25 protein-coding genes and 1 pseudogene are annotated in these 26,016 nt (G+C 61.4%); 17 read left to right on the forward strand and 9 right to left on the reverse strand.

All coding sequences use genetic code 11. The features are described 5' to 3' along the window. The first annotated feature begins 30 nt into the window (after window positions 1–30). Entirely contained in the window at window positions 31–780 is a 750-nt protein-coding gene (locus LG409_RS17525; RefSeq protein ID WP_227407285.1) for an SDR family oxidoreductase, read from the forward strand. Between the two features lie 68 nt (window positions 781–848). On the opposite strand, the gene ybiO is transcribed toward LG409_RS17525, so the two are convergent. The 4 genes from ybiO to trhO all read right to left on the reverse strand — a co-directional run bounded on the left by ybiO (window position 849) and on the right by trhO (window position 5,895). Next, complete coding sequence (gene ybiO / locus LG409_RS17530; protein ID WP_446719104.1) at window positions 849–3,203, reverse strand: mechanosensitive channel protein; 2,355 nt, start codon at window positions 3,201–3,203, stop codon at window positions 849–851. A 270-nt stretch (window positions 3,204–3,473) separates the two neighbouring features. Next, window positions 3,474–3,905, reverse strand: coding sequence for a YqaA family protein (locus LG409_RS17535; RefSeq protein ID WP_227407287.1), 432 nt, complete (start codon window positions 3,903–3,905; stop codon window positions 3,474–3,476). A gap of 16 nt (window positions 3,906–3,921) precedes the next feature. Further along, entirely contained in the window at window positions 3,922–4,746 is an 825-nt protein-coding gene (locus LG409_RS17540) for an IclR family transcriptional regulator domain-containing protein (RefSeq protein WP_227407288.1), read from the reverse strand. 189 nt (window positions 4,747–4,935) lie between these two features. Next, the gene (trhO, locus tag LG409_RS17545) at window positions 4,936–5,895 is read right to left on the reverse strand and encodes an oxygen-dependent tRNA uridine(34) hydroxylase TrhO (protein WP_227407289.1); all 960 of its coding nucleotides are present in this window, start codon (window positions 5,893–5,895) and stop codon (window positions 4,936–4,938) included. 242 nt (window positions 5,896–6,137) lie between these two features. Here trhO and LG409_RS17550 point away from each other — a divergent pair, with 242 nt between their 5' ends. Then, a complete protein-coding gene (locus LG409_RS17550; protein WP_227407290.1) occupies window positions 6,138–6,827 on the forward strand; it encodes a pirin family protein in 690 nt (229 codons plus the stop codon). A gap of 51 nt (window positions 6,828–6,878) precedes the next feature. Here LG409_RS17550 and serA read toward each other — a convergent pair whose 3' ends face one another. Further along, window positions 6,879–8,123 (reverse strand): phosphoglycerate dehydrogenase, encoded by a 1,245-nt coding sequence (gene serA, locus LG409_RS17555; protein WP_039178658.1) that lies wholly within the window; start codon window positions 8,121–8,123, stop codon window positions 6,879–6,881. Between the two features lie 274 nt (window positions 8,124–8,397). On the opposite strand from serA, the gene LG409_RS17560 reads away from it, so the two are divergent. The 5 genes from LG409_RS17560 (at window position 8,398) to LG409_RS17580 (ending at window position 12,998) form a co-directional block, all read left to right on the forward strand. Beyond that, complete coding sequence (locus LG409_RS17560; RefSeq protein ID WP_039178661.1) at window positions 8,398–8,682, forward strand: exodeoxyribonuclease VII small subunit; 285 nt, start codon at window positions 8,398–8,400, stop codon at window positions 8,680–8,682. Further along, on the forward strand, window positions 8,676–9,569 hold the full coding sequence (locus tag LG409_RS17565; protein ID WP_227407291.1) for a farnesyl diphosphate synthase: 894 nt from the start codon (window positions 8,676–8,678) through the stop codon (window positions 9,567–9,569). The genes LG409_RS17560 and LG409_RS17565 overlap by 7 nt, the downstream gene beginning before the upstream one ends. A gap of 39 nt (window positions 9,570–9,608) precedes the next feature. Then, window positions 9,609–11,519: a 1-deoxy-D-xylulose-5-phosphate synthase gene (gene dxs / locus LG409_RS17570; RefSeq protein WP_200885465.1), complete on the forward strand. Its 1,911-nt coding sequence runs from the start codon at window positions 9,609–9,611 to the stop codon at window positions 11,517–11,519. 28 nt (window positions 11,520–11,547) lie between these two features. Continuing rightward, window positions 11,548–12,309, forward strand: coding sequence for a co-chaperone DjlA (gene djlA, locus LG409_RS17575; protein ID WP_189463616.1), 762 nt, complete (start codon window positions 11,548–11,550; stop codon window positions 12,307–12,309). Between the two features lie 65 nt (window positions 12,310–12,374). After that, window positions 12,375–12,998, forward strand: coding sequence for a glutathione S-transferase family protein (locus LG409_RS17580; protein WP_227407292.1), 624 nt, complete (start codon window positions 12,375–12,377; stop codon window positions 12,996–12,998). A 76-nt stretch (window positions 12,999–13,074) separates the two neighbouring features. Here LG409_RS17580 and cheZ read toward each other — a convergent pair whose 3' ends face one another. From cheZ to ribA, 3 genes and pseudogenes are all read right to left on the reverse strand, one after another. Then, on the reverse strand, window positions 13,075–13,728 hold the full coding sequence (gene cheZ, locus LG409_RS17585) for a protein phosphatase CheZ (RefSeq protein ID WP_422822528.1): 654 nt from the start codon (window positions 13,726–13,728) through the stop codon (window positions 13,075–13,077). 414 nt (window positions 13,729–14,142) lie between these two features. Then, window positions 14,143–14,502: pseudogene (gene trhA, locus LG409_RS17590) on the reverse strand (PAQR family membrane homeostasis protein TrhA); the annotation flags it as partial. Window positions 14,503–14,538: 36 nt separating this feature from the next. After that, window positions 14,539–15,174 (reverse strand): GTP cyclohydrolase II, encoded by a 636-nt coding sequence (ribA, locus tag LG409_RS17595; protein ID WP_039178678.1) that lies wholly within the window; start codon window positions 15,172–15,174, stop codon window positions 14,539–14,541. 218 nt (window positions 15,175–15,392) lie between these two features. Here ribA and hemE point away from each other — a divergent pair, with 218 nt between their 5' ends. From hemE to LG409_RS17635, 8 genes are all read left to right on the forward strand, one after another. Then, a complete protein-coding gene (gene hemE, locus LG409_RS17600; RefSeq protein ID WP_016915400.1) occupies window positions 15,393–16,508 on the forward strand; it encodes a uroporphyrinogen decarboxylase in 1,116 nt (371 codons plus the stop codon). Next, window positions 16,505–17,365 (forward strand): polyamine aminopropyltransferase, encoded by an 861-nt coding sequence (gene speE / locus LG409_RS17605; protein WP_227407293.1) that lies wholly within the window; start codon window positions 16,505–16,507, stop codon window positions 17,363–17,365. The genes hemE and speE overlap by 4 nt, the downstream gene beginning before the upstream one ends. Window positions 17,366–17,453: 88 nt before the next feature. Further along, the gene (locus tag LG409_RS17610) at window positions 17,454–18,464 is read left to right on the forward strand and encodes an amino acid ABC transporter substrate-binding protein (protein WP_227407294.1); all 1,011 of its coding nucleotides are present in this window, start codon (window positions 17,454–17,456) and stop codon (window positions 18,462–18,464) included. 226 nt (window positions 18,465–18,690) lie between these two features. Next, complete coding sequence (locus LG409_RS17615; protein WP_227407295.1) at window positions 18,691–19,716, forward strand: amino acid ABC transporter substrate-binding protein; 1,026 nt, start codon at window positions 18,691–18,693, stop codon at window positions 19,714–19,716. A 98-nt stretch (window positions 19,717–19,814) separates the two neighbouring features. Next, window positions 19,815–21,005: an amino acid ABC transporter permease gene (locus LG409_RS17620; protein WP_227407296.1), complete on the forward strand. Its 1,191-nt coding sequence runs from the start codon at window positions 19,815–19,817 to the stop codon at window positions 21,003–21,005. Between the two features lie 21 nt (window positions 21,006–21,026). After that, window positions 21,027–22,127: an amino acid ABC transporter permease gene (locus LG409_RS17625; RefSeq protein ID WP_227407297.1), complete on the forward strand. Its 1,101-nt coding sequence runs from the start codon at window positions 21,027–21,029 to the stop codon at window positions 22,125–22,127. Window positions 22,128–22,213: 86 nt separating this feature from the next. Beyond that, complete coding sequence (locus LG409_RS17630; protein WP_039179251.1) at window positions 22,214–22,942, forward strand: amino acid ABC transporter ATP-binding protein; 729 nt, start codon at window positions 22,214–22,216, stop codon at window positions 22,940–22,942. A gap of 97 nt (window positions 22,943–23,039) precedes the next feature. Beyond that, entirely contained in the window at window positions 23,040–23,432 is a 393-nt protein-coding gene (locus LG409_RS17635; protein ID WP_039178691.1) for a RidA family protein, read from the forward strand. Here LG409_RS17635 and LG409_RS17640 read toward each other — a convergent pair. Continuing rightward, a complete protein-coding gene (locus LG409_RS17640; RefSeq protein WP_039178694.1) occupies window positions 23,429–24,022 on the reverse strand; it encodes a histidine phosphatase family protein in 594 nt (197 codons plus the stop codon). The genes LG409_RS17635 and LG409_RS17640 overlap by 4 nt on opposite strands. Window positions 24,023–24,179: 157 nt before the next feature. Between LG409_RS17640 and phnD the strand changes: the two genes are divergently transcribed. Further along, window positions 24,180–25,169 (forward strand): phosphate/phosphite/phosphonate ABC transporter substrate-binding protein, encoded by a 990-nt coding sequence (gene phnD / locus LG409_RS17645; RefSeq protein ID WP_144981374.1) that lies wholly within the window; start codon window positions 24,180–24,182, stop codon window positions 25,167–25,169. 54 nt (window positions 25,170–25,223) lie between these two features. After that, on the forward strand, window positions 25,224–26,015 hold the full coding sequence (gene phnC / locus LG409_RS17650; RefSeq protein WP_227407298.1) for a phosphonate ABC transporter ATP-binding protein: 792 nt from the start codon (window positions 25,224–25,226) through the stop codon (window positions 26,013–26,015). The last annotated feature ends 1 nt before the right edge of the window (window position 26,016 follow it).

Consider the following 26,016-nt stretch of genomic DNA (forward strand, 5'->3'; position numbering starts at 1 on the left):
AATAATAATCTTCCGTATAGGGAGCAACCCATGGGAAACCCTGCTGCACTCGTCACCGGTGGCGCCACCCGCCTTGGCCGCCACTTTTCCGAAGCGCTGGCCGACAAGGGCTTCGATATCGCGCTGCATGTCAACAGCTCGCGAACCGAGGCCGAAGAGGTCGCGGAACGCATCCGGAGCAAGGGGCGTGATTGCGAGATCTTGCCCTGCAACTTTCTGGAAGACCCGCTGGACACGTTGATTGCCCACGCCAAGGCTCGTTTCCCAGGGCTTTGCGTACTGCTCAACAGCGCCAGTGCCTACGCGCCTGCACCTATCGCCCAGACAAACCTGGACATGCTGGAGACCCAGTTTCGGGTCAATATGTTCACCCCGCTGCTATTGACGCGCCACTTTGCCGAGGTGGTCGAGCGCGGCCAGATCATCAATATCATCGACAACAAGGTGGCTTACCATCAGTACCCTTATGCAGCCTACCTGCTGTCCAAGAAAAGTCTGGCAGATATGACGCGCATGGCGGCGCTGGAGTTTGCACCTCGCCTACGCATCAATGGCATCGCCCCTGGCGTCGTGCTGCCCGCATCACAGCGCACCAGCGACTATGTTCAGTGGCGCATCGAGGGTATTCCTGCCGATCACCAGGGAAGCCCAGCGCATCTCGTACAAGCCTTGTACTATTTGTTGGACAACGACTTCGTGGTGGGCCAAGTGCTGTTCGTAGATGGCGGGGAATCCATCAACCTGGTGGGACGCCACTCGGAGAACTACCCGGGCTGTTGAGTCACAGCAGCACTCCATAAATACGACAAGGCCGCCCGGAGGCGGCCTTGTCGTTGATGCAGCGAGGATCAGACATCCTCGTCGTCAGGCTTGTGGTGCTCGGCAGCCTGGTCGGAAGGTGCCTGACCACGCCGTGGGCGATGACGGTCATCCACATCGAGCTCTGCTCGCTTGGGCTGACCGGCCGGGCTGCCATCGATGGTGAAGTCCTGCTGCATGATGCGCAGGTTGGCAGGCGGCGCTGAGCCGGACTTGTCCTGCCCGAAGTACAGGGTGGTATGCGGGAACGGAATCTCGATACCCGCCGAGTCGAAGCGCATTTTGACGAGGCGATTGTACGCCCGGCCAACGCCCCACTGGTCACCCGGCGTGGTCTTGATGACCACACGGATATTGACCGAGCTATCGGCCAGCGCGGTGACGCCCGCAACGGTCATGTCTGCCAGCAGCTTGTGACCATGCTCTTCGCTGGCCTTGAGGTCTTCGAAGGCCAGCTGGAGCTGAGCAATCGCATCGTCGATGCTCTCGCGGTAGGCAATGCCGTACTCGCCCACGTGATTACCGTACTCACGCATGTAGTTGGAGACCGTATCCACACTGGAGAACGGCACGATATGGTAGGTGCCGGAAAGGTCGCGAATGCCTACCGAGCGAATGCTCAGGCGTTCGGCCGTACCGGTAACGCCACCCACGGTCACCACATCGCCAGTGTTCATGGCGTTTTCGATCTGGATGAAGACGCCGGTGATGACGTCCTGCACCAGCTTCTGAGCACCGAAACCGATCGCCAGACCCAGCACACCGGCACCGGCAATCAGTGGCCCGATGTTGATGCCGATCTCCGACAGCACGATCATGCCGGTAATGGTCACCATGGCAATGGCCAGTGCGTTGCGGAACAGGCTAAGCAGCGTCTTGGCACGCGCCGAGGGCTCCCCGTCGCCCGTCTCGGGGTTCAGCTTGTGCTCGATCAGGCTTGCCAGCCCCAGCCATACGCCCAGCGATACGATCAGAATGACCGCCACGCTGATCAGGTTGCCCACCAGGTTGGCACCGCGCTCGGAAGCGTACCAAGCGGCGAGATTGAACGCTCCCCAGGCATCCAGCACCACCATGATCACAGCCACGACAATGATGGTGCGCAGCACGCGCAGGGCATTGGGCACGTAGCTGTTCAGGCGCGTTTCCAGCAGCGGCAGCTTGCGACGCAGGTCATCCGACAATTGAATACGACGGCCGATGGTCTGGGTGAGGAAGGTGGACAGCAGCAGCCCCACCACCACCGCCACCAGCGTTTTCAGCGTGGCCATGAGCACGAAGGGCAGTGCGTCGCCCGGGCGGGTCAGGGTCAGCACGAACACCATCAGGAAGTAGAGCAGAGCAAACAGGTGCCATGTACGGGCAAAAAGGTGCAGCGACACGCGGCTGGCCATGAGCGTCGAACGGTCGCCCATCAGGTTCAAGTTATCACGCAGTCGAACACGGTTCTTCAGCACCACCGCCACGGCATAGACGAAGGCCAGCAGCATGATGAAGGTGCCCACGGCCTGCCCCAAGGTCGGGGCCAGGTAATAGTTGACCAGCGGTACGACCACCATCAGGCCATAGCCCACCATACCGATCAGACGGGCGATCCAGCGATTCCAATAGGAGGCTTCCTGGGCAGAAATATGCAGCAGCCGCAGTCCCTCATAGCGGGAGGAGAACAGCATGCGCACTGCCGCCTTGAGCAGCTCGATGATCAGGAACGCGTTCAGGAACAGCGAGGCCCGGGTAGACAGCTCGCCCGCTTCGCCCACCGCGAACGTGGCGATCAGGTTGCCGCCCACGTAGGCCAGCGCCACCAGCAGCACATCCACCACCGTGGCCAACGCCACGCACAGCACGAGACGCAGCACCGGGGTCAAACTGCCACCGGCCAGCGACCAGGCACTGAGCTTGGTAAACAGCGTCTTGGCGAGACGACGGAAGGTAAAGAACAGGGCAAACGTGGCAATGATGACAATGCCGAGATTGATCGCGGCATTGGTGAAGTCGGCCATATTGAAGGTGCCGGCCCCCTGCCCCGTGAACAGGCTGCCGACGATAGAGACGGCCTGCTCCAGCTGGCCCCCGACATCACTCACCGTGCGGCTGGTCAGTTCGGCCAGCTGGCGCGGCAGCGAGACATCTTCGGGTGCGACATTGCCACCGGCAGCCGCGGCTTCCGGGGAGAGTTCGTTGGCCAACCCTGGAGGCAGCGCCGATGCCTGGTGGCGCAGCAGCTCAATCAGCTCCTGGCGAGCCTGCTCATCTTCCAGCAAGTCCGCCAGCGCCGAATACGAGGGCGGCTGCTCGGCGCTCGTATCCGGCGCTTCGTTGTCACCGCCCAGCGTGGTTTGCGCCATGGCGGGGCCGGCCAATAAGGCGAACAGCGCCAGCATCCAGACGCCTAGCCAGGGTAATAAACGTAGTGACGTCACACCATAACCTCCCTTTGGGTGAGTGTTTGCGAACCTGCGACTCGCCAAGAGCCTGCCTATGCGTGCCCACACAGACACGTCCACACAGAATAGTGCATCCTTCAGGAATGCAAACCTGACATAACATACGCTAGGGTAACATACCTGAATGCAAGAGACGTTAACGCGACTGCTTTTGGCGCACCACGAAGACACCGTCGCGCAGTTTTCAGGCAATCGCATAGCAGTGCCTTATTGGCAGTAAGGGGCCAGCCACTGCTGGGCCATGACGATCAACAGCGCATAGCGCGCGCCCTTGGCCAGCACGATCCAGAGCAGCGCCCGCCACCAGGCCAACCGCATAACGCCTGCCAGAACGGTGAGCGGGTCGCCTATGACCGGCAGCCATGACAACAGCAGGCTGTACTCACCAAAGCGATGGTACCAACGCTCTGCGCGGGCCAACCCTTGCGGTGATGCAGGGAACCAGCGACGGTCCTGAAACTGGCGGGCATAGCGGCCCATGGCCACGTTGATCACGCTTCCCAGCGTATTGCCCGCCGTGGCGACCAGCCACAACCCCAGCGCGGGCTCACCCAGGCACCAGAGCCTGGCCAGCCACACTTCAGAGCCGCCCGGCAGTAGTGTGGCACTGGCGAGTGCCACCCAAAACAGACTAAACATGAGCAATCATCGGCAATTAACGAGGCCGCTGGCCACCCATTTGCAGGGTGATGTCGTCGGCCGTGCGACGCACCAGCGCCCCCAACGCCAGCAGGCGATCTTCTGGAATGCGCGCCATGGGCCCGGAAACGGAAATGGCCGCCAAGGGGGTGGCGTGCTCATCGAAAATACACGCGGCCACGCAGTGCAGGCCAATGGCGTGCTCTTCACGGTCACAGGCAAAGCCCTGGGCACGAATGGCGGCCATTTCCGCCAACAGCGAATCGACCTGATAACGCGTGTTTTCCGTGACGCGCGCCAGCTCGTACCCGCCTGCCAGCAGCGCGTTGCGCTCCTCTTCGCTCATCCAGGCCAGCAGCGCCTTGCCCACCCCAGAGGCGTGCAGCGGTGCCCGCGACCCCAGCCGCGTGATCATGCGCATCATTTGCGGCGATTCGTTCTGGGCCAAAAACACCGCCGTGGCGCCATCGCGGATACCCAGGTTCGCCGTTTCGCCGGTTTCTGCGGTTAAGCGGCGCAAAAACGGGCGGCTTTTGGCCACCACGTCGCGTGCTTCTAAAAAGCTGTTACCAATTCGGAAGGTTTTTACGTCGATTCGCCACAGGCCCTGCTCGCTCTCCTGGGTGACAAAGCCCTGGCTTTGCAGCGCCTGAAGCAGGCGATGAGTGGTGGAAGGGGCAAGGTCAGCCATTTCCGCCAGCTCTGAAAGCGCAAGGCCCAGCGGGCTAGCGGATAGATATTCGAGCAGCGTGAGGCCACGCACCAACGATTGGCTATGCCCGCCGCTCGCTTTCGTGGCTCCCGCCGGACGTCCGACTGACCTGCGCTTGACTTCACTCACCTGACTACTCTCCTGACGGCGCTCAATACGTAAAAAGCCAGCAGGATAACGCGCCGCAGGGGGCGCTGTCGCGTTTACGGAAACAAATTCCACCAATGGCTAGCAGCGTGTACTAGCGATGGTGCCAGCGAGGCGCGCGCTTTTCGATAAACGCATCGATGCCTTCTGCCACATCGTCGACCAGGATGATTACGCTTTCTCGCGAGTGCCTTGGCGATGGTTATAGCCCAGCGGATGAGGCTCACCACGGGCTTTGGCCAGCTCAATCTGGCGCTGACGCTCGCGGGCGGCGGCGCGGGTTTTCTCAGGCAGTGAGTCGATGCAGTGGGGGCAGCTGATACCTGGTTCATAAGCCGACGACTGCATATCTTCCTGAGAGATAGGCATCCGGCAGGCGTGGCACTGCTCGTGCTCGCCCTCGGTGAGATCATGGCGCACGGTGACGCGGTTATCGAACACGAAGCACTCGCCGCGCCACAGCGACTGCGCTTCCGGCACCTTTTCCAGGTAATTGAGCACGCCGCCCTTCAGGTGGTACACCTCTTCGAAGCCCTCTTTCAGCATGAAGCTGGAGGCTTTCTCGCAGCGAATACCGCCAGTGCAGAACATCGCCACCTTCTTGTGCTGCTCCGGGTTGTAGTGCTGGCGCACGTACTCGGGAAACTCGCGGAAGGTGGTGGTCTTGGGGTCGACAGCGCCTTCGAAGCTGCCAATCGCCACTTCGTAGTCGTTACGGGTATCGATCACCAGCACTTCCGGGTCGGAGATCACGTCGTTCCAGTTTTCCGGCTCGACGTAAGTGCCCACGGTGTCGTTAGGGTCGATGCCCGGCACGCCCAGCGTCACGATCTCCTTTTTCAACTTCACCTTGGTGCGGTAGAACGGCGTTTCTTCGCAATAGGACTCTTTGTGATCAATATCGGCCAGGCGCGGGTCGGCGGTCAGCCAGGCCAGCAGCGCATCGATGCCTTCACGGCTGCCGGCCACGGTGCCGTTGATGCCCTCTTTGGCCAACAGCAGCGTGCCTTTGACGTCGTTGGCCAGCATGGTCTGGCGCAGCGGTTCGCGCAGCGCTTCGAAGTCGTTCAGGGTGACAAATTTGTATAGCGCAGCCACCACGATGGGCGGCGTGGAAGTGGGGGTCGTCATGAAGTGCTCCTGGTAGTCGCCCTCGTAAAGGGCGGACCGGGTGAATAAACCCGCGCATGATAGCAAAAAGCGCGCCGCGCGTGCATCTGCACGCACCTGCCAGCCACCCTCCTGACAGCCCTCAATCGTCGATTATTTCGACGCCACCATTGAGAAAGCTTCACCCCACGCCAGGCGCACTCGGTCGTATAGTAGGAGACATATAGAAGGCAACAACCTGACTGAATAACGAGGTACCGTTCATGAAGATTCGTCGTTCCAACGAGCGCGGCTATGCAGACCACGGCTGGCTGCGCTCGTACCACACCTTTTCGTTTGCCAATTACATGGACCCTGAGCACATGGGCTTTCGCGCCCTGCGGGTGATCAACGAAGACCGGGTCGCCCCAGGCCACGGCTTTGGCGCCCACCCCCACCGGGACATGGAGATCATCTCCTACGTGCTCGAAGGTGAAATGGAGCACAAGGACAACATGGGCAACGGCGAGGTCATGCGCCCTGGCGACGTACAGCGCATGTCGGCGGGTACCGGGGTGTTGCACAGCGAGTTCAACCACTCCCAGCAAAACGGCCTACACTTCCTGCAGATCTGGATCGAACCGGCCCAGCGGGGCATCTCGCCCAGCTACGAGCAGAAGGCGTTCCCCACGGCCGAACGCCAGGGCCAGTGGCGCCTGGTCGCTTCTCAGGATGGCCGCGACGGCTCGGTGGGCGTCAATCAGGACGTCAACCTGTATGCCAGCCTGCTGAGCGCGGGTGATCAGTTGGCAGCGCCACCTTCCCGCCACGCCTGGCTGCATGTGGTGAAAGGGGCCGTTGAAGTGAACGGAGAAATCCTGCGCACCGGAGACGCGGCGGCCTTCACCCCCAGCGAGGACGTTGCGCTGGCGTGCACCGAGGCCAGCGAAGTACTGCTGTTCGACCTGGCCTGATAGGCAAAACGGCCCCAGAGGGGCCGTTTTTTATTGCACGAAGGGGCGAGATCAGCTGTTCTGCGCCGAGTAGAGAACACGAATCTTCAGCGTGTGCTCTACCTGCTTCAATGCCTCCAGCGCCTGCGGGCCGTAGGCCTTGTCGACATCGATGACCACGTAGCCCACCTTGTCGTTGGTCTGCAGGTACTGGCCGGAGATGTTGATGCCGTTTTCCGACAGCACGCGGTTGATCTGCGACAGCACACCGGGCACGTTGTCGTGGATGTGCAGCAGGCGGTGCTTGTCCGGGTGGGCAGGCAGCGCTACTTCGGGGAAGTTGACCGACGTCACCGTGGTGCCGTTATCCGAGTAGGTGATCAGCTTCTCGGACACTTCGACCCCGATGTTCTCCTGCGCTTCCAGCGTCGAGCCGCCGATATGCGGCGTCAGGATCACGTTGTGCAGGCCACGCAGCGGGCTCTGGAACTCTTCATCGTTGCCCTTCGGCTCGACCGGGAAGACGTCGATGGCGGCACCGTTCAGCTTGCCAGCCTTCACGGCGTCGGCCAGCGCTTCGATCTCGACCACGCTGCCACGGGCGGCGTTGATCAGGATCGCACCATCCTTCATGGCAGCGATTTCCTTCGCACCCATCATCCAGCGGGTAGAGGGCAGGTCCGGCACGTGCAGGCTGACCACGTCCGAACGACCCAGCAACTCCTCCAGGCTGGCGACCTGGCTGGCATTACCCATGCCCAGCTTGGTGATCACATCGTAGTAGATCACGTTGAAGCCCAGTGACTCCGCCAGCACCGACAGCTGAGCGCCAATGCTGCCATAGCCCACGATACCCAGCGTCTTGCCGCGCGCCTCATGGGAGTTCTTGGCCGATTTCAACCAGCCCCCCTGGTGCGCCAGCGCGTTTTTCTCGGGAATGCCGCGCAGCAGCATGATGGCTTCCGCCAGCACCAGCTCGGCCACCGAGCGAGTGTTGGAATACGGCGCATTGAAGACCGCGATACCGCGCTTGAGCGCCGCATCCAGGTCGACCTGATTGGTCCCGATACAGAAACAGCCCACGCTGACCAGTTTCTCGGCGGCATCGAACACGCGCTCCGTCAACTGCGTCCGGGAGCGAATGCCGAGGAAGTGAACATCACGGATCTTCTCGATCAGTGCCTCTTCATCCAGCGATGTAGAGAGAGACTCGATGTTTTCGTAACCCGCGTTGTGAAAATTGTCCACCGCGCTTTGGTGGACGCCCTCGAGTAGCAGGATCTTGATCTTGCTCTTTTCCAGGGACGTTTTGGCCATGGCTGAATCAACCTCTATGGTCGGCGGCAGGCGCCGTGTATCGGTTCACGGAAGGCCCGTATGGTAGCACAGCCCCCGCCTTTCTCAGCGCTCCCGGATGATGAAAAGTCTGCGTTTTGAAGATGAACCCGGCACACGTCGAGGAATCCCGCCAGCGGGAGGCAGACGCCACCCCCTTGCCTCGGTGTATACTGTGCGTTTATTTGACTGGCATCCGGCCACTTTCGCCGCCCGCACCGAGCACAGGGCCCACGACAAACGGTAGGCATTGACCATGAGCACCCCTCCCCAAGATTTTGCTGCCACGGTGACCGAGCTTGAAACCATCGTGGAACGCCTGGAGTCAGGCGAACTCTCATTGGAAGATGCCCTGACCGCCTTCGAGCAGGGCGTGCGGCTCACTCGCGATGCCCAGCAGCGCCTCGACAGTGCCGAGCTGAAAGTGCGCGCGCTCAGCGAAGCCCCCGAAGGCAAGCTGGACGTGGCTCCCTTCCATGCCGCACCAGAGCCGTCAGCCGCTCAGGGACACGACGACAGCGAGGAAACGCCCCCATGGTAACGGCCCACGACACACCGCTGGCCACGCTGCGCCGCGCCAGCAACGCCCGCGTCGATGCCACCCTGGCGGCGCTGTTCGAGTCTCGGCCCGCCGTCGAGGCGCGCCTGGAGGCAGCCATGCGCCACGGCCTGCTGGTGGGCGGCAAGCGCCTGCGCCCGCTGCTGGTCTATCTGGCGGGGCGTGCCCTGGGAGCAGAAGACGACGCCCTGGACGCCCCCGCGGCGGCCATCGAGCTGATCCACGCCTACTCGTTGATCCACGACGACCTGCCCGCCATGGATGACGACGACCTGCGTCGTGGCCAGCCCACGGTGCACAAGGCCTACGACGAAGCCACGGCCATTCTGGCAGGCGACGCCCTGCAGGCGCTGGCCTTTGAAGTCATGGCCAGCCGCCCGCACCCGCGCCTGGCTGCGCTGGTGTCTACCCTGGCGGTGGCCGCTGGCCGCGATGGCATGGTGGCAGGCCAGGCGCTGGACCTGGCAGCCGTGGGTGGCCATCCGGATGTCGAGGCACTGGCGCACATGCACGCCCACAAGACCGGGGCGCTGATCGTGGCGGCGGTCCGGATGGGTGGGCTGATTGCCGTCGAGGCCGATGACCCACGCCTGGCGGCACTGATTCGCTATGCACGCGCCATTGGTCTAGCCTTCCAGATTCACGACGACATTCTCGACGTCACCGGAGACACCGCCACGCTGGGCAAAGCCTCCGGTGCCGATGCTGCCCGCGCCAAGCCCACGTATCCCAGCCTGCTCGGGCTGGCGGGCGCCCAGCAAAAAGCGAACGCATTGATCGACGAGGCCATTGCTGCGCTCGCCCCGCTTGGCGAGCCCGCCGCGCCCCTGGCCGATCTTGCCCATTACATGATCGAGCGCGACCACTAACGATGCCTTTCACAACATACCCATGAAAACATGCCGCCTATGAAGCTGTTCGACGAGATACCCCGCGAGCGCCCGGCGACGCCGCTGCTCGACTCCTTTGATCACCCCGCAGCCCTGCGGGCCATGAGTCCTGGCCAGCTGGCGCAGCTGGCCGACGAGCTGCGCGCCTATCTGCTGTATAGCGTCGGTGTCACCGGCGGCCACTTTGGCGCAGGGCTCGGCGTGGTGGAACTCAGCGTGGCCCTGCACCACGCCTTCCACACCCCCAGAGACCGCCTGGTATGGGACGTAGGCCACCAGGCCTACCCCCACAAGATCCTCACCGGCCGCCGTGAAGCCATGCTCGGCATCCGCCAGCACGGCGGCCTGGCCGCGTTCCCCCGCCGCGCCGAATCCGAGTACGACACCTTCGGCGTTGGTCACTCCAGCACCTCGATCTCGGCGGCGCTCGGCATGGCCCTGGCCGCCCAGGCACAAAACGACCCGCGCCGCGTGTGCGCCATCATCGGCGATGGCGCGCTCACCGCGGGCATGGCCTTCGAAGCGCTGGCCCACGCGGGGCACGTCAACGCCAACATGCTGGTGGTGCTGAACGACAACGAGATGTCGATCTCCGAGAACGTCGGCGGTATCGCCACCTATCTGGCGCGGATGCTCTCCAGCAAGCCTTACCTGAAAATGCGCGAAGAGGGCAAGAAAGTGCTCTCGCATCTGCCCGGCGCGCTGGAGTTTGCCAAGCGCACCGAAGAGCACATGAAGGGCATGGTGAGCCCAGCAACGCTCTTCGAAGAGATGGGCTTTCACTACGTGGGCCCCATCGACGGCCACGACCTGGACGCGCTGACCCAGACCCTGCGCAACCTGCGTGACCAGAAAGGCCCTCAGTTTCTGCATATCAAGACGGTCAAGGGCAAAGGGTTCCTGCCGGCAGAGGCCGACCAGATTGGCTATCACGCCATCACCAAGCTGGAAAAAGTGCCCGCGTCCAGCGCGCCCCCGGTGAAGCCCCCCGCTGCGCCGAAGAAGAAGTACTGCAATGTGTTTGGTGACTGGCTGTGCGACATGGCCGCCGCCGACCCGCGCCTGATGGGCATCACTCCCGCCATGGGCGAAGGCTCGGATCTGATTCGCTTTGCGCAGACCTACCCCGAACGCTATTTCGACGTGGCGATTGCCGAACAGCACGCGGTCACCCTGGCCGCAGGCATGGCCTGCGAGGGCATGAAGCCCGTCGTCGCCATCTACTCGACCTTTCTGCAGCGTGGCTACGACCAGTTGATCCACGACGTGGCCGTTCAGGACCTGGATGTCACCTTCGCCATCGACCGAGCAGGCCTGGTGGGAGAAGACGGCCCGACGCACCACGGCAGCATGGACCTGTCGTTCCTGCGCTGCGTGCCCGGCATGGTGATTCTGGCCCCCGCCGATGAAGCAGAGTGCCGCGCCATGCTCAGCGCCGCCTACCACCACCCGGGCCCGGCCGCCGTTCGCTACCCCCGTGGCACCGGCCCCGGCGTGGCCATTCCAGACCATCTGGAGCCCATGGCGATTGGCCAGGCCGAGGTTCGTCGCACCAGCACCAGCGACGGCATGCGCATCGCCCTGCTGGCCTTTGGCAGCATCAATGGTGCCGCCGCCGAGGTGGCCGAGAAGCTCAATGCAACGCATATCAACATGCGCTCCATAAAGCCGCTGGATCGCGACGCCGTGCTGCACGCCGCCGACGAACACGAGCTGCTGGTCACGCTGGAGGAGAACGTGATTGCGGGCGGCGCGGGCAGCGCGGTGAATGAGCTGCTCCACAGCGAAGGCGTTCAGGTCGAAGTCCTGAACCTGGGCTTGCCAGACAGCTTCGTCGAGCACGGCACCCCCGCCGAGCTGCTGCGCGACTGCGGACTGGATGCTGTCGGCATCGAAGCAGCCATTCGTTCGCGCCTGCCGTCGCCTTGAGCCTACTGACTAACTTGTTGAGACCGTTATGCTTTTTTTGATGATTCTGTTTGGTTTGATTGGCCTTGCCAGCGGCGGCCCCGTGGGCCTGCTGGTGGGAGCGGGTCTGGGCTGGTGGTTGGCACGCCAGCTGGGGCGCCGCTTGAATGCCGCCCGCACGCGTTTGCAGGAAGGTTTCCTGGAGTCGATCTTTTCGGTGATGGGCTGCCTTTGCCAGGCCGATGGCAAGGTCACGCCAGGTGAGCTGGGCGTGGCCGAAAAGCTGTTCGATCAGATGCGTTTGCAGGGCGAGCACCGCGCCAAGGCGCGGGCCGCCTTCGAACGGGGCCGTGCCGACGACTTCGATCTGGAGGCCGAGCTGGCCAAGGTCAATCGCCTGACCCAGCGTCAGCCCATTTTGCGCCAGGTATTTTTGCAGGTTCAGCTCAGCGCGATTGCCGCCGATGGGGTCCTGCACCCCGCCGAGCATGAGATGATTCTGCGCGTGGCGCGGGGCGTTGGCTGCAGCGAGGCCGAAGTACAGCAGATCGAAGCCATGCTGCATGGCGCGGCGGCCAACTCTCAAGGCGCCAGCGAGGAAGCTCTGAAGGATGCCTATCGCGTACTGGGCGTGGCCGAAGACGCCAGCGATGCCGAGATCAAGAAAGCGTATCGTCGCCTGATGAGCCAGAATCACCCGGACAAGCTGGCGGGCAAGGGGCTTCCGGAGAGCATGCGCGAGGTGGCGCAGGCCCGCACCAGCGAGATTGGCAATGCCTACGAGCGCATCCGCGCAGCGCGGGGCCAGTAGCCCCGTGACAGGCGTTCAGGCAGTGGCTACAGTGAAGGCTTCACGGTACTGCCTGGAGCCGCCCCATGATCACCCTTTATAGCTTCCCCAACTCCCGCTCGCTGCGTGCCGCCTGGACGCTGGAAGAGCTGGGCCTGGCGTACCAGTGCCACCACGTAGCCCTGGACCAGGGCGCGGGGCAAAGCGCCGAGCATCTCGCTCGCCACCCGGATGGCAAGGTACCCGTGCTGGAAGACGGCGAACTGACGCTGTTCGAATCCGCGCCCATCTGCCGCTATCTCGCCGAACGGTATGGCGAAGGCCAACTGCTGCCACACAGCGTAGAGGAACGCGCCCAGGTAGATCAGTGGCTAAGCTTCATCGTCACCGAAATCGAGCAGCCGCTGTGGCTGCAGGCCAAGCACAAGTTCGCCCTGCCTCAGGACAAGCGCGTGCCCTCCGTACTGCCCACCGCCGCCTGGGAATTTCAGCGCGCCCAGACCGCCCTGGAGCGCCGCTACCACGGCCAGGAGACGCTGGTGGGCGATACCTTCACACTGGCGGACCTCTTCCTGACCCACACCTTGAGCTGGGCAGCGAGCATGAAACACCGCCTGCCGGAACCGCTGGTGGCCTACCGCGCCCGCCATGCCAACCGCCCGGCGCTGGCCCGTGCCGCGGAGAAGGAGCAGGCCGCAGCAAAGCATTGATCCATCGCTAAACGCTTTCAAAACCGTTGCTGGCAACGCATGGCAATGGTTTTGGCTCGATGTCGCTTGGCTTGGTCTAAAAGCCCAGCTCATCCAGCAGATCGTCTACTTGTTCCTGCCCTGCTACCACATCTGCCTTATTTTGGTTCACCTGCGGTCCGTTCCGCAGCTTGGCATGCTCATCTCGGCTATCTTCCACCTTAACGCCATCGGTGATGTGGGGCACATTATCGACAAGCACCTGAACAAGCTGCTCTTCGATGAGCTTGATGACCTCCATCATTTTCTTGATCACCTGCCCGGTGAGATCCTGGAAGTCCTGAGCCATCATGATTTCAAGCAGCTCTTTTTGCGTCGCCCCGGTTGCGCTGGGAAGTTTGTTGTTCAAAAAGTCCTGGGTGTCTTCGAGGAGACTGGGATCACCCTCTATCGTCGCCAGCTTCGCTGTCGCCAACTGCCAGCGCTTATTAAGTGCGGCGCCCTCTTCCTCAAGACCGTCTTGTAACGGCTGAGCACGCTCAACGGCATTCAATGCCCGCTCTGCGGCCTGCTCCGTCATGGAGGCGACATAGTTTAGACGGTCATTGGCATCCGGTATCGCTTGCGCCGCCTGGGTGATCTGCTGATCCAGGCCCAGCTCTTTCATGCTGTCCCGCAGCAGTCGCGTCAAGTGGCCTATGCGCTGCACCATCTCATCAGTACTGTCTTTTTTGCCCAGCACCGACGGCATGGTCGTGTCGTGGGCGTTGTTAACAGTGCTCATGACAATCCTCTTGTTGGAAAAATCTTGTTGAATGTCGTTACGGGTGTGGCGATAGGCATCGCTATGCCAACCCGCCGTGATTGTTCAGGCCACACAGCATTACCTACATCCAGGACAGGAGCTACCCCTAATACTACTTTAGGCTTAATATTTTGAAGCGTGAGTTTTTCGACTTGGGGTTTGTACGAAAAGTCTTATCAGCTAACTTTCCCTCCGGGTGCAAGCCATAAGTGCAGCACCTGCTCTCTCCAGGGGGATCGTCTTCACCGCTCTTCAACAGGCGGATCATGGCCGTTTGCGCCAGGCCTGCCAAGACCCTGGGCAGCCGTGCTGCCAGTAAATAACCATTACGCCGCCGAAGCGTTGGGCAATACGGTGCTATAAACGGCAAAGTAGAAAGGGGGTGTAGGTGCCTGCGACAAGGAGGTAAATCGCACAATGGTCAAGCAGTTGAAAACGCTGCTTCCAGCGGCGATGAGAAATGCCGTGGTAAAGGGTCGAGGCAGTGTAAAGCAGTAGCAGCGTTGTGCCGTAAAGACTCAGACTCACCACTTTCCAGGCATCCACGTGAGCAGCTACGCTGGCCGCCGCCAGCAATATGACCATACCCACCAAGCTGAGCACCGCACCAATGCCATGGGTAACGCTGTGCAGCCACTCTTCGAGGGGGCTGAACTCCCCCTGCTCTTCAAGCGGCGGTTCATGCACGCCGACATACGATTCTTTTCGTACAGCTTTCATACTGGGGCGCTCCCGACCTCTGACGCCCCACCATTATCACCCCTTGCGCTCGATATCCACATCGCTGGCCTGGGTGAAGTCATCCAGCGCCATCATGTGGCCCAGCTTGCCCGCCTTGGTGGCCAGATACTGCTCGTTATGCGGGTTGAGGCCGGTGGTGATGGGCTGACGCTCCACCACGTTGACCCCATCGCGGGTGAGCGCATCGACCTTGCGGGGGTTGTTGGTCATCAGCTTGAGGGCCGTGACGCCCAGATGCTCGAGCATCGGCACGCAGAGATCGTAACGGCGCATGTCGGCACCGAAGCCGAGCTGCTCGTTGGCCTCCACGGTATCCGCCCCCTGGTCCTGCAAGTGGTAGGCGCGAATCTTGTTGAGCAGGCCAATACCGCGCCCCTCCTGACGCAGGTACAGCAGCACCCCGCGGCCTTCGCTGGCAATGCGCTTGAGGGCTTCCTGCAGCTGGTAGCCACAGTCGCAGCGCATGGAAAACAGCGCATCGCCCGTCAGGCACTCGGAGTGCACCCGCCCCAGCACCGGCGCGCCATCGCTCACATCGCCCAGGGTGAGCGCAATATGGTCTTTCCCCGTGGCATCGTCTTCGAAGCCATGCATGGTGAACGTGGCCCAGGGGGTGGGCAGCCGGGAAGCGGCGATGAAGCGAATGGTCACGGATTACCTCACAGATGAACCAGGCCAGTTATCCACATCAGTGTTGGCAAGTGGGCGCATAGTCTAACAGGAAGTGGCGCAAGCCTCACGATTGGCCGGGGTGCGACGATGTTGGCCAGCCAACAGGCGCCACCGCTGCCCAACTTCACGTACAATTCCTATCGTCGGATGTGCTGACTCCCTTACAATGCGGGCAAATTTTCCAAGAGCAAGTGTTTATGACCACCACACCTTTGCAGAACGACCGTTTTCTTCGCGCGCTGGCGCGCCAGCCTGTCGACCGCACTCCGGTGTGGATGATGCGTCAAGCGGGCCGTTACCTGCCCGAGTACCGCGCCAGCCGCGCCGATGCGGGCAGCTTCATGGACCTGTGCCGCAATCATGACCTGGCCTGTGAAGTCACCCTGCAGCCGCTGGAGCGCTACCCGCTCGACGCCGCCATTCTGTTCTCGGACATTCTGACCATCCCCGATGCCATGGGGCTGGGCCTGTACTTCGAAACCGGTGAAGGCCCCAAATTCAAGAAGACCGTACGCACCGCCGAAGAAGTCGCCGCGCTCACCGTGCCCAATGCCGAGCGCGACCTGGACTACGTGATGCGGGCGGTCTCCACGATCCGTCGTGAGCTCAACGGCCGCATGCCGCTGATCGGCTTTTCCGGCAGCCCCTGGACACTGGCCACCTACATGGTCGAAGGCGGCTCCAGCAAGGACTTCCGTCACCTGAAGACCATGCTGTACGACACGCCCGACACCATGCACCAGCTGCTGGACACCCTGGCGCAAGCGGTCACCGACTACCTGAACGCTCAGATTCGCGCAGGCGCTCAAGCGGTACAGATTTTCGATACCTGGGGCGGCGCGCTGTCCACCCCGGCCTACCTGGAGTTCTCGCTGCGCTACATGGAGCAGATCGTCTCCGGGCTGATCCGCGAGCACGATGGCCGTCGCGTACCGGTGATTCTGTTCACCAAAAACGGTGGCCAGTGGCTGGAGCACATTGCCTGTGCCGGTGCCGACGCATTGGGCATCGACTGGTCCACCGAGCTGTCCGACGCCCGCGCCCGCGTGGGCCACAAGGTGGCCCTGCAGGGCAATCTGGACCCCAACGTGCTGTTTGCGCGCCCTTCGGCCATTCGTGCGGAAGTGGCTCGCGTACTGGAGAGCTACGGCCACGGCCCTGGCCACGTTTTCAATCTGGGCCATGGCATCAGCCAGTTCACCAACCCTGATCATGTCACCGCCTTCATGGAGGCGCTGCACGACTTGAGCCCGCAGTACCATCAGGGCATTCCGACTCAATCGAACGACTCATGCCCAGGAGCCAAGCAATGAGCGACCTACGCGACGACCAGTGGTTTACCGAAGTCTTTGATAGCCACGGCAGCGCTTTCTCGCTGAAAGTTTCTGAAAAACTGCTGGATGTGCAAAGCCCCTACCAGCACCTGGAAGTGTACGCCACCGAAACCTACGGCAACCTGATGGTGCTGGACGGCTGCGTGATGCTCACCGACCGCGACAACTTCCTGTATCACGAAATGATCGCCCACCCGGCGCTGTTCACCCATCAGGACCCCAAGCGCGTGGTTATCATTGGTGGCGGCGACTGCGGCACCTTGAAAGAAGTGCTGCGCCATCCGGGCGTCGAGAAGGTCACCCAGATCGATATCGACGAGGAAGTCACCAAGGCCGCCGAGCGCTTTTTCCCCGAACTCGTGGAAGCCAACGGCGACCCCCGCGCCGAGCTGCTGTTTGCCGACGGCGTGAAGTGGGTGGACGACGCGGCCGACGAGAGTATCGACCTGCTGATCATCGACTCCACCGACCCGGTCGGCCCGGCCGAAGGCCTGTTCAAGACCGACTTCCTGAAACGCTGCCACCGTATTCTGAAAAGTGGCGGAGTGATGGTGCAGCAGAGCGAGTCGCCGCTTTACCATAGCGGTTCGATCATTCGCGAACTACGCAACGACATGCGCGAAGCGGGCTTCGACAGCGTGGTCACTTTGCCCTTCCCCCAACCGGTCTACCCCTCTGGCTGGTGGAGCGTGACGTTGGCAGGTAAAGGCACCAGCGTTGAAAGCTTCCGCGAAGAAGCTGCCGCCAGCCACGAAATGCCGCTACAGTACTACACAGCAGAGGCCCATCGTGGAGCCCTGGCGCTGCCCCCCTTCATGCGCAAAGCCTTTGCGTGAGAGCGGGCACCGTTAGTGGAAAAGCCGGGCGCTGCTCGGCTTTTTTTATGCGCGCTGATCGGCGCGCTTCGACGTCAAGGAATAACACATGAAGAGTGTTCGTTGGTTGGGAGTAGGGGCCAGCCTGTTGGCACCGGCCATCGCCATGGCCAGCACGCTGGACACCGTCCAGAATCGCGATAGCCTGCGTTGCGGCGTGAATGCCGCCCAGCCCGGTTTCTCGTCACTGGATGACGACGACCAATACCGGGGCCTGGATACCGACATCTGCCGTGCCATTGCCGCCGCCGCGCTAGGCGATGCCAACAAGGTGGACTTCGTGCCGCTGGACTCCGTGGAGCGCTTCACGGCCCTTCAGTCCGGTGAAGTGGATGTCCTGTCGCGCACCACCACCTGGACCTCCAGCCGCGATACCACACTGGGCATGCACTTTACCGGCGTCAGCTATTACGACGGCCAGGCCTTCATGGTCGCCAGCGACCTGAACGTACAGAGTGCCAAGGAGCTGGACGGCGCCGCGGTATGCACCCAGTCGGGCACCACCAGCGAACTGAACCTGTCCGACTACTTCAGAATCCACGGCATGACCTACGATGCCGTGGTCTTCGACTCTCCCGAGCAGTCGATTGCCGGGTTCGAAGCAGGCCGCTGCGACGTGCTGAGCTCCGATGCCTCACAGCTCTATGCCCAGCGGATGCAGCTGGCCGACCCCGACATGGCCGTGGTGCTGCCCGAGATCATCTCCAAGGAGCCGCTGGGCCCGGCCGTGCGCCAGGGCGACGACCAGTGGTTCAATATCGTCAAATGGACGCTGTTTGCCATGCTCAATGCCGAAGAGCTGGAAGTCACCCAGGCAAACGTGGACGAGCAGCTCGACAGCGACAACCCTGACGTGCAGCGCCTGCTGGGCCAGGATGGAGATTTCGGCAGCCCCATGGGCATCAGCGCCGACTGGGCCTACCAGGTCGTCAAGCAGGTGGGTAATTACGCCGACGTTTATGACCGCAATGTCGGCTCAGGGTCGGACTTCAACATAGCTAGAGGCCTCAACGGGCTATGGAATAACGGCGGTATACAGTACGCACCGCCGATTCGCTGATCGGCGAACGTCAGCAGTTTTCTCCCCGCGCCAGCGGCTACGCACCAAAACAGAGCATCGCGTAGTCGCTGGCACTCTTTTTCGCACCAATACTTTCGATAAATTCGCTGATTTTACGTTGAAAACCGCTGAATTTGCCGACATATCTTTTTTGGCACCTTCCTTGCTAGCTTTTAGGCATGCATCGACATGCATAACATCATTAAATCGAGGAAGGGGAACACACATGGTTAACAAGAAACACCTGGTACTGCTTGCCTCTGCGGGTGCAATTACGCTGGCCGGTATCGCTACCGCGCAGGCGAACACATTAGAAGAAACTCGCTCTCGCGGTGCCGTACAGTGTGGCGTTAGTGATGGCTTGCCAGGTTTTTCCGCGCCGGACGATAGCGGCGAGTGGCAAGGTCTTGATGTTGACGTATGTCGTGCCGTGGCTGCCGCCGTATTGGGCGATGCGGACGCCGTTAACTACATTTCCCTGAACGCCGTCGAGCGCTTTACCGCGCTGCAGTCTGGCGAAGTCGATATCCTGTCACGTAACACCACCTGGACCACCACCCGTGACACCACGCTGGGCCTGAACTTCACTGGCGTGAACTTCTACGACGGCCAAGGCTTCATGGTCTCTACCGACCTGGGCATCTCCAACGCCTCCGAGCTGGATGGCGCTGCGATCTGTATCCAGTCCGGCACCACCACCGAGCTGAACCTGGCTGACTACTTCCGCGCCAACGGCATGGAATTCGATCCCATCGTTTTCGATACATCCGAGCAAACCGTGGGTGGCTTCCAGGCGGGACGCTGTGACGTTCTGACCTCTGACACCTCTCAGCTGGCCGCACTGCGTATTCAGCTGGACGACCCGTCTGCTGCCATGATCCTGCCCGACGTCATCTCCAAGGAGCCGCTGGGCCCCGTGGTACGTCAGGGTGACGACCTGTGGTTCAACATCGTCAAGTGGTCTCTGTTCGCCATGATCAACGGTGAAGAGTACGGCGTGACCAGCGAAAACGCCGAAGAGATGCGCGATTCCGATAACCCGGACGTGGCTCGCCTGCTGGGTCAGGACGGCAACTACGGTGAAGGCATGGGTCTGGATGCCGAGTGGGCCTACAACATCCTGAGCCAGGTAGGTAACTACGCAGAAAGCTTCGAACGTAACGTCGGCATGGATTCACCGCTGGAAATCGAACGGGGCGTCAACGCTCTGTGGAACCAGGGTGGCTTCCAGTACGCACCGCCGATTCGCTAAGCGTCTCGCTTGACCCCGGCCCGCCGGCCCTTGCCATCAACACTCAAGGGTATCGGCGGGCCATTTGATTGACCTTCCGTGTAGCGGAGACGCCATCCATGTCCGTAAGACCTAACGCTCGCCCCGTTGGCCAAAAGCCTCCGTTCTGGCGAGATCGCGCAAAGCGTGCGCTGATCTTTCAGTTTTTACTCATTGCTGCCGTTATTGCGTTTCTGTTCTATATCGTCGGTAATGTTCAAGACAACCTATCCTCTCGCGGGATCACTACCGGGTTCGGTTTTCTTAACAACACCGCAGGCTTCGGGATCGTTCAAAGTCTGATCGACTACTCCTCCCAAAGCACCTATGGCCGCACCTTCTTCGTGGGCCTGCTGAATACTCTGCTGGTGGGCGCACTGGGGGTCATTGCCGCCACCATCATCGGTTTCATCGTCGGGATTGCCCGTTTGTCGCCCAACTGGCTGATCGCACGACTGGCCACGGCGTATATCGAAACCTTCCGTAACATCCCGCTGCTGCTGCAGATTTTCTTCTGGTACTTTGCCGTATTGCGGACGCTGCCCAGCGCCCGTGACAGCCTGGCGTTCGGTGAGGTCATCTTTCTCAACGTGCGCGGCCTGTATCTTCCCGAACCGTTATTCGAGTCCGGGTTCGGGCTGATTCCGGCCACCTTCATTGCGGCGATCATCGCCAGCATTGCACTGGTGATCTGGAACAAGCGCCGCCAAGAGGCCACGGGGAAGCGCCTGCCAGCCTACTGGATCTCCTTCGCGATGATATTCGGCCTGCCCCTGCTAGTGATGTTTGCCACCGGCGTGCCGATCACCTGGGATGTCCCCGAGCTGCGCGGTTTCAACTTCCGCGGTGGTATCACTGTCATTCCCGAGTTCCTGGCACTGTGGTTCGCGCTCTCGATTTATACGGCAGCGTTCATTGCTGAAATCGTGCGCTCCGGTATTCAGGCCATTTCCCATGGCCAAACCGAGGCCGCACAAGCGCTGAGCCTGCCGCGTAACCTGGTGCTGCGTCTGGTGGTCATTCCGCAGGCACTGCGGGTCATCATCCCCCCGCTCACCAGCCAGTACCTCAACCTGATCAAGAACTCGTCGCTGGCCACCGCCATTGGCTATCCGGACCTCGTTTCGGTCTTTGCGGGCACCACGCTGAACCAGACAGGCCAAGCCATCGAGGTCATTGCCATGACCATGGCGGTTTATCTGACCATCAGTCTGCTGGTCTCCATGTTCATGAACTGGTTCAACGCCCGTGTGGCGCTGGTTGAACGCTAGGCCGTTGGCGAGGACACTCAAATGATTCATAACCAAACGATGATCGAGCCAAGGCCAGCGCCCGGCAACTCCGTGGGCCCTGTGGCATGGCTACGCAGCAACCTGTTCAACGGCCCGATCAACACGATCTTTACGCTGATCGGCCTGTATATTCTCTACCTGCTCGTGGTTCCCACGGTGCAATGGGCGTTCATCAACGCCGACTGGGTAGGCACCTCCCGCGAAGACTGCTCCCGGGAAGGCGCCTGCTGGGTGTTCATCAACGCACGCTTCACCCAGTTCATCTACGGCTTGTACCCGCGCTCGGAAATCTGGCGTGCCAATATCGTCTTTGCCGGGTTCTTCACCCTGATTGCCTGGCTGGCGATTCCACGCCTGCCCTTCAAGCGCTGGGTGGCCGTGTTTGCGCTGGTCGGCTTCCCCGTGATCGCCTACGTGCTGCTGCACGGCGGCTATTTCGACCTGCCGCGTGTGCCGACCCATCGCTGGGGCGGCCTGATGCTGACCCTGCTGCTGGCCACCGTGGGCATGGTAGGTGCGCTGCCGATTGGTATCGTGCTGGCCCTGGGGCGGCGTTCGAACATGCCCATCGTCAAGAGCTTCTGCGTCGTCTTTATCGAGTTCTGGCGTGGTGTGCCGCTGATCACGGTGCTGTTCATGGCCTCGGTGATGCTGCCACTGTTCATGCCTACCGGGGTCAGCGTGGACCGTCTCGTGCGCGCCCTGATCGGCCTGACGCTGTTCCAGAGCGCCTACATGGCCGAAGTCATTCGCGGTGGTTTGCAGGCCATTCCCAAAGGCCAGGAAGAAGCCGCCGCCGCCCTCGGCATGACCTACTGGAAGCGCATGGGTCTGATCGTACTGCCCCAGGCTCTGAAAATGATGATTCCTGGTATTGTGAACACGTTCATTTCGTTGTTCAAGGACACGACCCTGGTCATGATCATCGGACTATTCGATCTGCTGGGGATCGTGCAAGCGGCACTGGCCGACTCGCGCTGGCTGGGCTTCTCGCTGGAAGGCTATGTCTTTGCGGCCTTCATGTTCTGGATCTTCTGTTTCAGCATGTCGCGCTACAGCCAGTATCTGGAACGCAGGCTACACACCGGCCACAGGCGTTAACGCCGCCTTTATCAACGATTTTTTAGCAGGATAGTGACATGACACAAGCAGCTTCCCATAACCCTGGCACCGGTACTTCGGATCTGATGGTCGAAATGCGCGGCGTCAACAAGTGGTACGGCGATTTTCACGTGCTGCGCGACATCTATCTGGAAGTGAAGCGCGGCGAACGGATCGTCATCTGCGGGCCGTCCGGCTCGGGCAAGTCCACCATGATTCGCTGCATCAACCACCTGGAAGAGCATCAAAAGGGCGAGATCGTGGTCGGCGGCGTGCCGCTAACCCAGGACGTGAAGCGTATCGAGCAGATTCGTCGCAGCGTTGGCATGGTGTTCCAGCACTTCAACCTGTTCCCTCACCTCACCGTGCTGGAGAACTGCTGTATCGCCCCCATGTGGGTACAGAAAAAGCCGCGCAAAGAGGCCGAAGAGCAGGCCATGCGCTACCTGCAGCGGGTACGCATCGCCGAACAGGCCAAGAAATATCCCGGCCAGCTTTCCGGTGGTCAGCAGCAGCGGGTCGCCATTGCCCGCTCGCTGTGCATGCACCCGGACGTCATGCTGTTCGATGAGCCGACCTCGGCCCTTGACCCGGAAATGATCAAGGAAGTACTGGACGTCATGATCGAACTGGCCGAAGAGGGCATGACCATGCTCTGCGTGACCCATGAAATGGGCTTCGCCAAGACCGTGGCCGACCGCGTGATCTTCATGGACCAGGGGCAGATCATCGAAGAAAACGCTCCAGAGCCGTTCTTCAACAACCCGCAGTCCGAGCGCACCCAGCTCTTCCTGAGCCAGATTCTGGGGCATTGATTCGACTGCCAGCGCGTCATAATGCGTAACGTGGGCCTCAGCTGAGGCCCATTTTCATGGCCCTTCTGAATACCCCACATCACACCAGAGAGTCATCATGGAAAAACTGTTCATCGACCGCGCCCCACAGCCCATTGCGCCGTTCTCTCACGCCTGCCGCGTGGGCGACCTGGTGTTCATCACCGGCCAGATGCCGACCGTGCCGGAAACCAACGAAATGCTGCTGGGCACCTTTACCGAACAAACCCATCGAGTCATGCAGAACCTGGCCATCGTGCTGGAAGAGGTGGGCAGCAGCTTCGAGTACGTGGTGCAGTCACGGGTTTTCATCACCAACATGGGCCACTTCGATGAAGTGAACCAGGTCTACGCCAGCTACTTCGAGAAACCGCTCCCCACCCGTACCTGCATCGGCGTCACCGGCCTGGCAGGCGGTGCCGACGTGGAAGTCGACATGATTGCCTGGATCCCCCCCAAGGAAGGCGCCTAACCGCCTACCAGCGTGATGCTGGCCGGGGCCAGCGCGAGCTGCTCACGGTGCTGGGTCAATGGCTTTCCTGCCAGCGCCGTGAGCAGGATCTGCAGCGGGTCGCCATGGCTCACCACCAGCACCGTTTCCCCTTGCCAGCGCTGCTCCAGTGCTTCCAGCGTCGCGCACATGCGCGCTGCCACGCTGGTGAGCGGCTCTACCTGCCACTGCCGATGCGCGGCACTCTGGGCATCCTGCGCCCATACCTCGGGGTAATGGCTATCTGCCTGGCCTTCCAGCTCGCCAAAATGGCGCTCTCGCAAGCGCTCGTCGATGGCCATGCCCAACCCGAAGGCGCTGGCCACTCGGGCGGCAGTTCGAGTCGTGCGTAAAAAGTCCGAATGCACCACCTGGGTGGGCACCGGCCAACGCCAGTCCACCAGCGCATCGTCCAACTGCCGTTCGCCTTCGGGCGACAATCCATAGGCGTCTATTCCACGCTCGGGGGTGCTGATGATTCGCCCCTGCGCGTTGGCCTGGCTGTGGCCATGGCGCATCAGCAGATAACGGTTGCGCCAATGGTAGGAGGGGGTCAGGAAAGTGTTTGACATATCTTTGTAACAAACCCTAGATTGAGAATGCTCGTTTTCGAAAAATAAACATCTGCGTCTTCAAATGTCCATTAGCGAAACGCACGCTGATCGCAACACCACCTTGCAGCGATGGTGGGCATCACGCAACAACAATAACGCACATAAGAGGCTTCTCATGAAAACGCCATCCTGGCCCAAGCGTCCGCTGGCTCTGCTCACTGCGGTCTCGCTTCTCCCCATGGCACTGCTTGCCAGCCATGCCCAGGCCGACTGCGAACGCGGCGCCCTGGACGCACTCTACTGCGACGAGAATGGCGACATGGTCGCCGACCGCCCGGCCGATGAATCGAACTGGGCCAATCCCAGCACGCTGATCTTCGCCTACACCCCCGTTGAAGACCCTGCCATTTACTCCGACATCTGGCAGCCGTTCGTCGACCACCTTTCCGAGGTCACGGGCCGTGACGTGCGCTTCTTTGCAGTGCAGTCCAACGCTGCCCAGGTGGAAGCCATGCGCAGCGGCCGACTGCACATTGCCGGGTTTTCGACCGGCCCGACGCCCTTTGCCGTGAACCTGGCCGGAGCCGTACCCTTCGCCCTGATGGGCTCTGACGATGGCCAGTTCGGCTACACGCTGCAAATGTTCACCCATGTCGACTCGGACATCGAGTCTCTGGAAGACCTGAAGGGCAAACGCGTCGCGCATACCTCCCCCACGTCCAACTCCGGCAACCTGGCACCGCGGGCACTGCTGCCCGAGCTGGGCATCACCCCGGATGAAGATTATGAGGTGGTCTACTCCGGCAGCCATGACCAATCCATGCTGGGCGTGGTGGCCCGCGACTATGACGCCGCGCCGGTTGCCTCCGAAGTGGTCGAGCGCATGGCCGCGCGTGGCCTGTACGACGAAGAGGACGTACGGCTGATCTATGAGTCCGACCGCTTCCCGACCACCTCCTACAACTACGCCCACAACCTGCACCCGGATCTGGTCGAGAAGATCGAAGAGGCGTTCTTTACCTTTGACTTCGTCGGCACCGAGCTGGGCGAGGAGTTCGAAGGGGTCGAGAAATTCATCCCCATCAACTACCAGGAACACTGGCAGGTGATTCGCACCATTCAGGCCGCCAATGACGTGCGCTACACGCGGGAAAACCTGGAGTAGCCTGGTCGCGCCGCCCTGGCGGCGCGCTTTTATCGAGCGAATGGATGTGCACCCATGCTGGAAATTACCAATCTGGTCAAACGTTATGGCCACAGTGAGCCCGTTCTCAAGGGCCTGGACCTCAAGGTAGAAGGCGCCAGCGTCGTGTCGATCGTGGGCGCATCGGGGGCGGGAAAGAGCACCATGCTGCGCTGTATCAACCGTCTGGTGGAGCCCTCGTCCGGCTCCATCAAGCTCAATGGTACGGAGCTGGTGAATATCAGAGGCGCCGAGCTGCGCCGTGCTCGCCGCAAGATCGGCATGGTCTTTCAAGGGTTCAACCTGCTCGATCGGCTGACGGTCATGGAGAACGTGCTGGCGGGCCGACTCGGCTATGTGAGCCTTTATCAGGCCATTTCGCGACGCTACCCCCAAGCGGACATCGAACGTGCATTCATGCTGATGGAGCGCGTGGGGATTGCCCATTACGCCAACAAACGCGCCGATGAACTGTCTGGCGGCGAGCGCCAGCGGGTAGGCGTGGTACGCGCTCTGATGCAGGAGCCCGACCTGCTGCTGGCGGATGAGCCTACCGCTTCGCTGGACCCGAGAACGTCCGAGCAGATCATGATGCTGCTGCAGAGCCTGGCCAGCGAGCTGTCGCTGCCGGTGCTCATCAACATCCACAACGTCGCCCAGGCCAAGACCTACACCGAACGCATCGTGGGGCTGCGGCATGGCAAGATGATTTTCGATGGCTTGCCGAGCGACTTCAACAAGGAGGCACTGGACGCCATTTATGGGGGCATCGAGGCGCCGGACGAATCCGTCAGTGAACAGCCCGCCCCTGCAGCGCAAGGGGTCTGAC

The sequence above is a fragment of the Halomonas sp. NyZ770 genome, from assembly GCF_020616575.1.
Classification (GTDB): domain Bacteria; phylum Pseudomonadota; class Gammaproteobacteria; order Pseudomonadales; family Halomonadaceae; genus Vreelandella; species Vreelandella hamiltonii.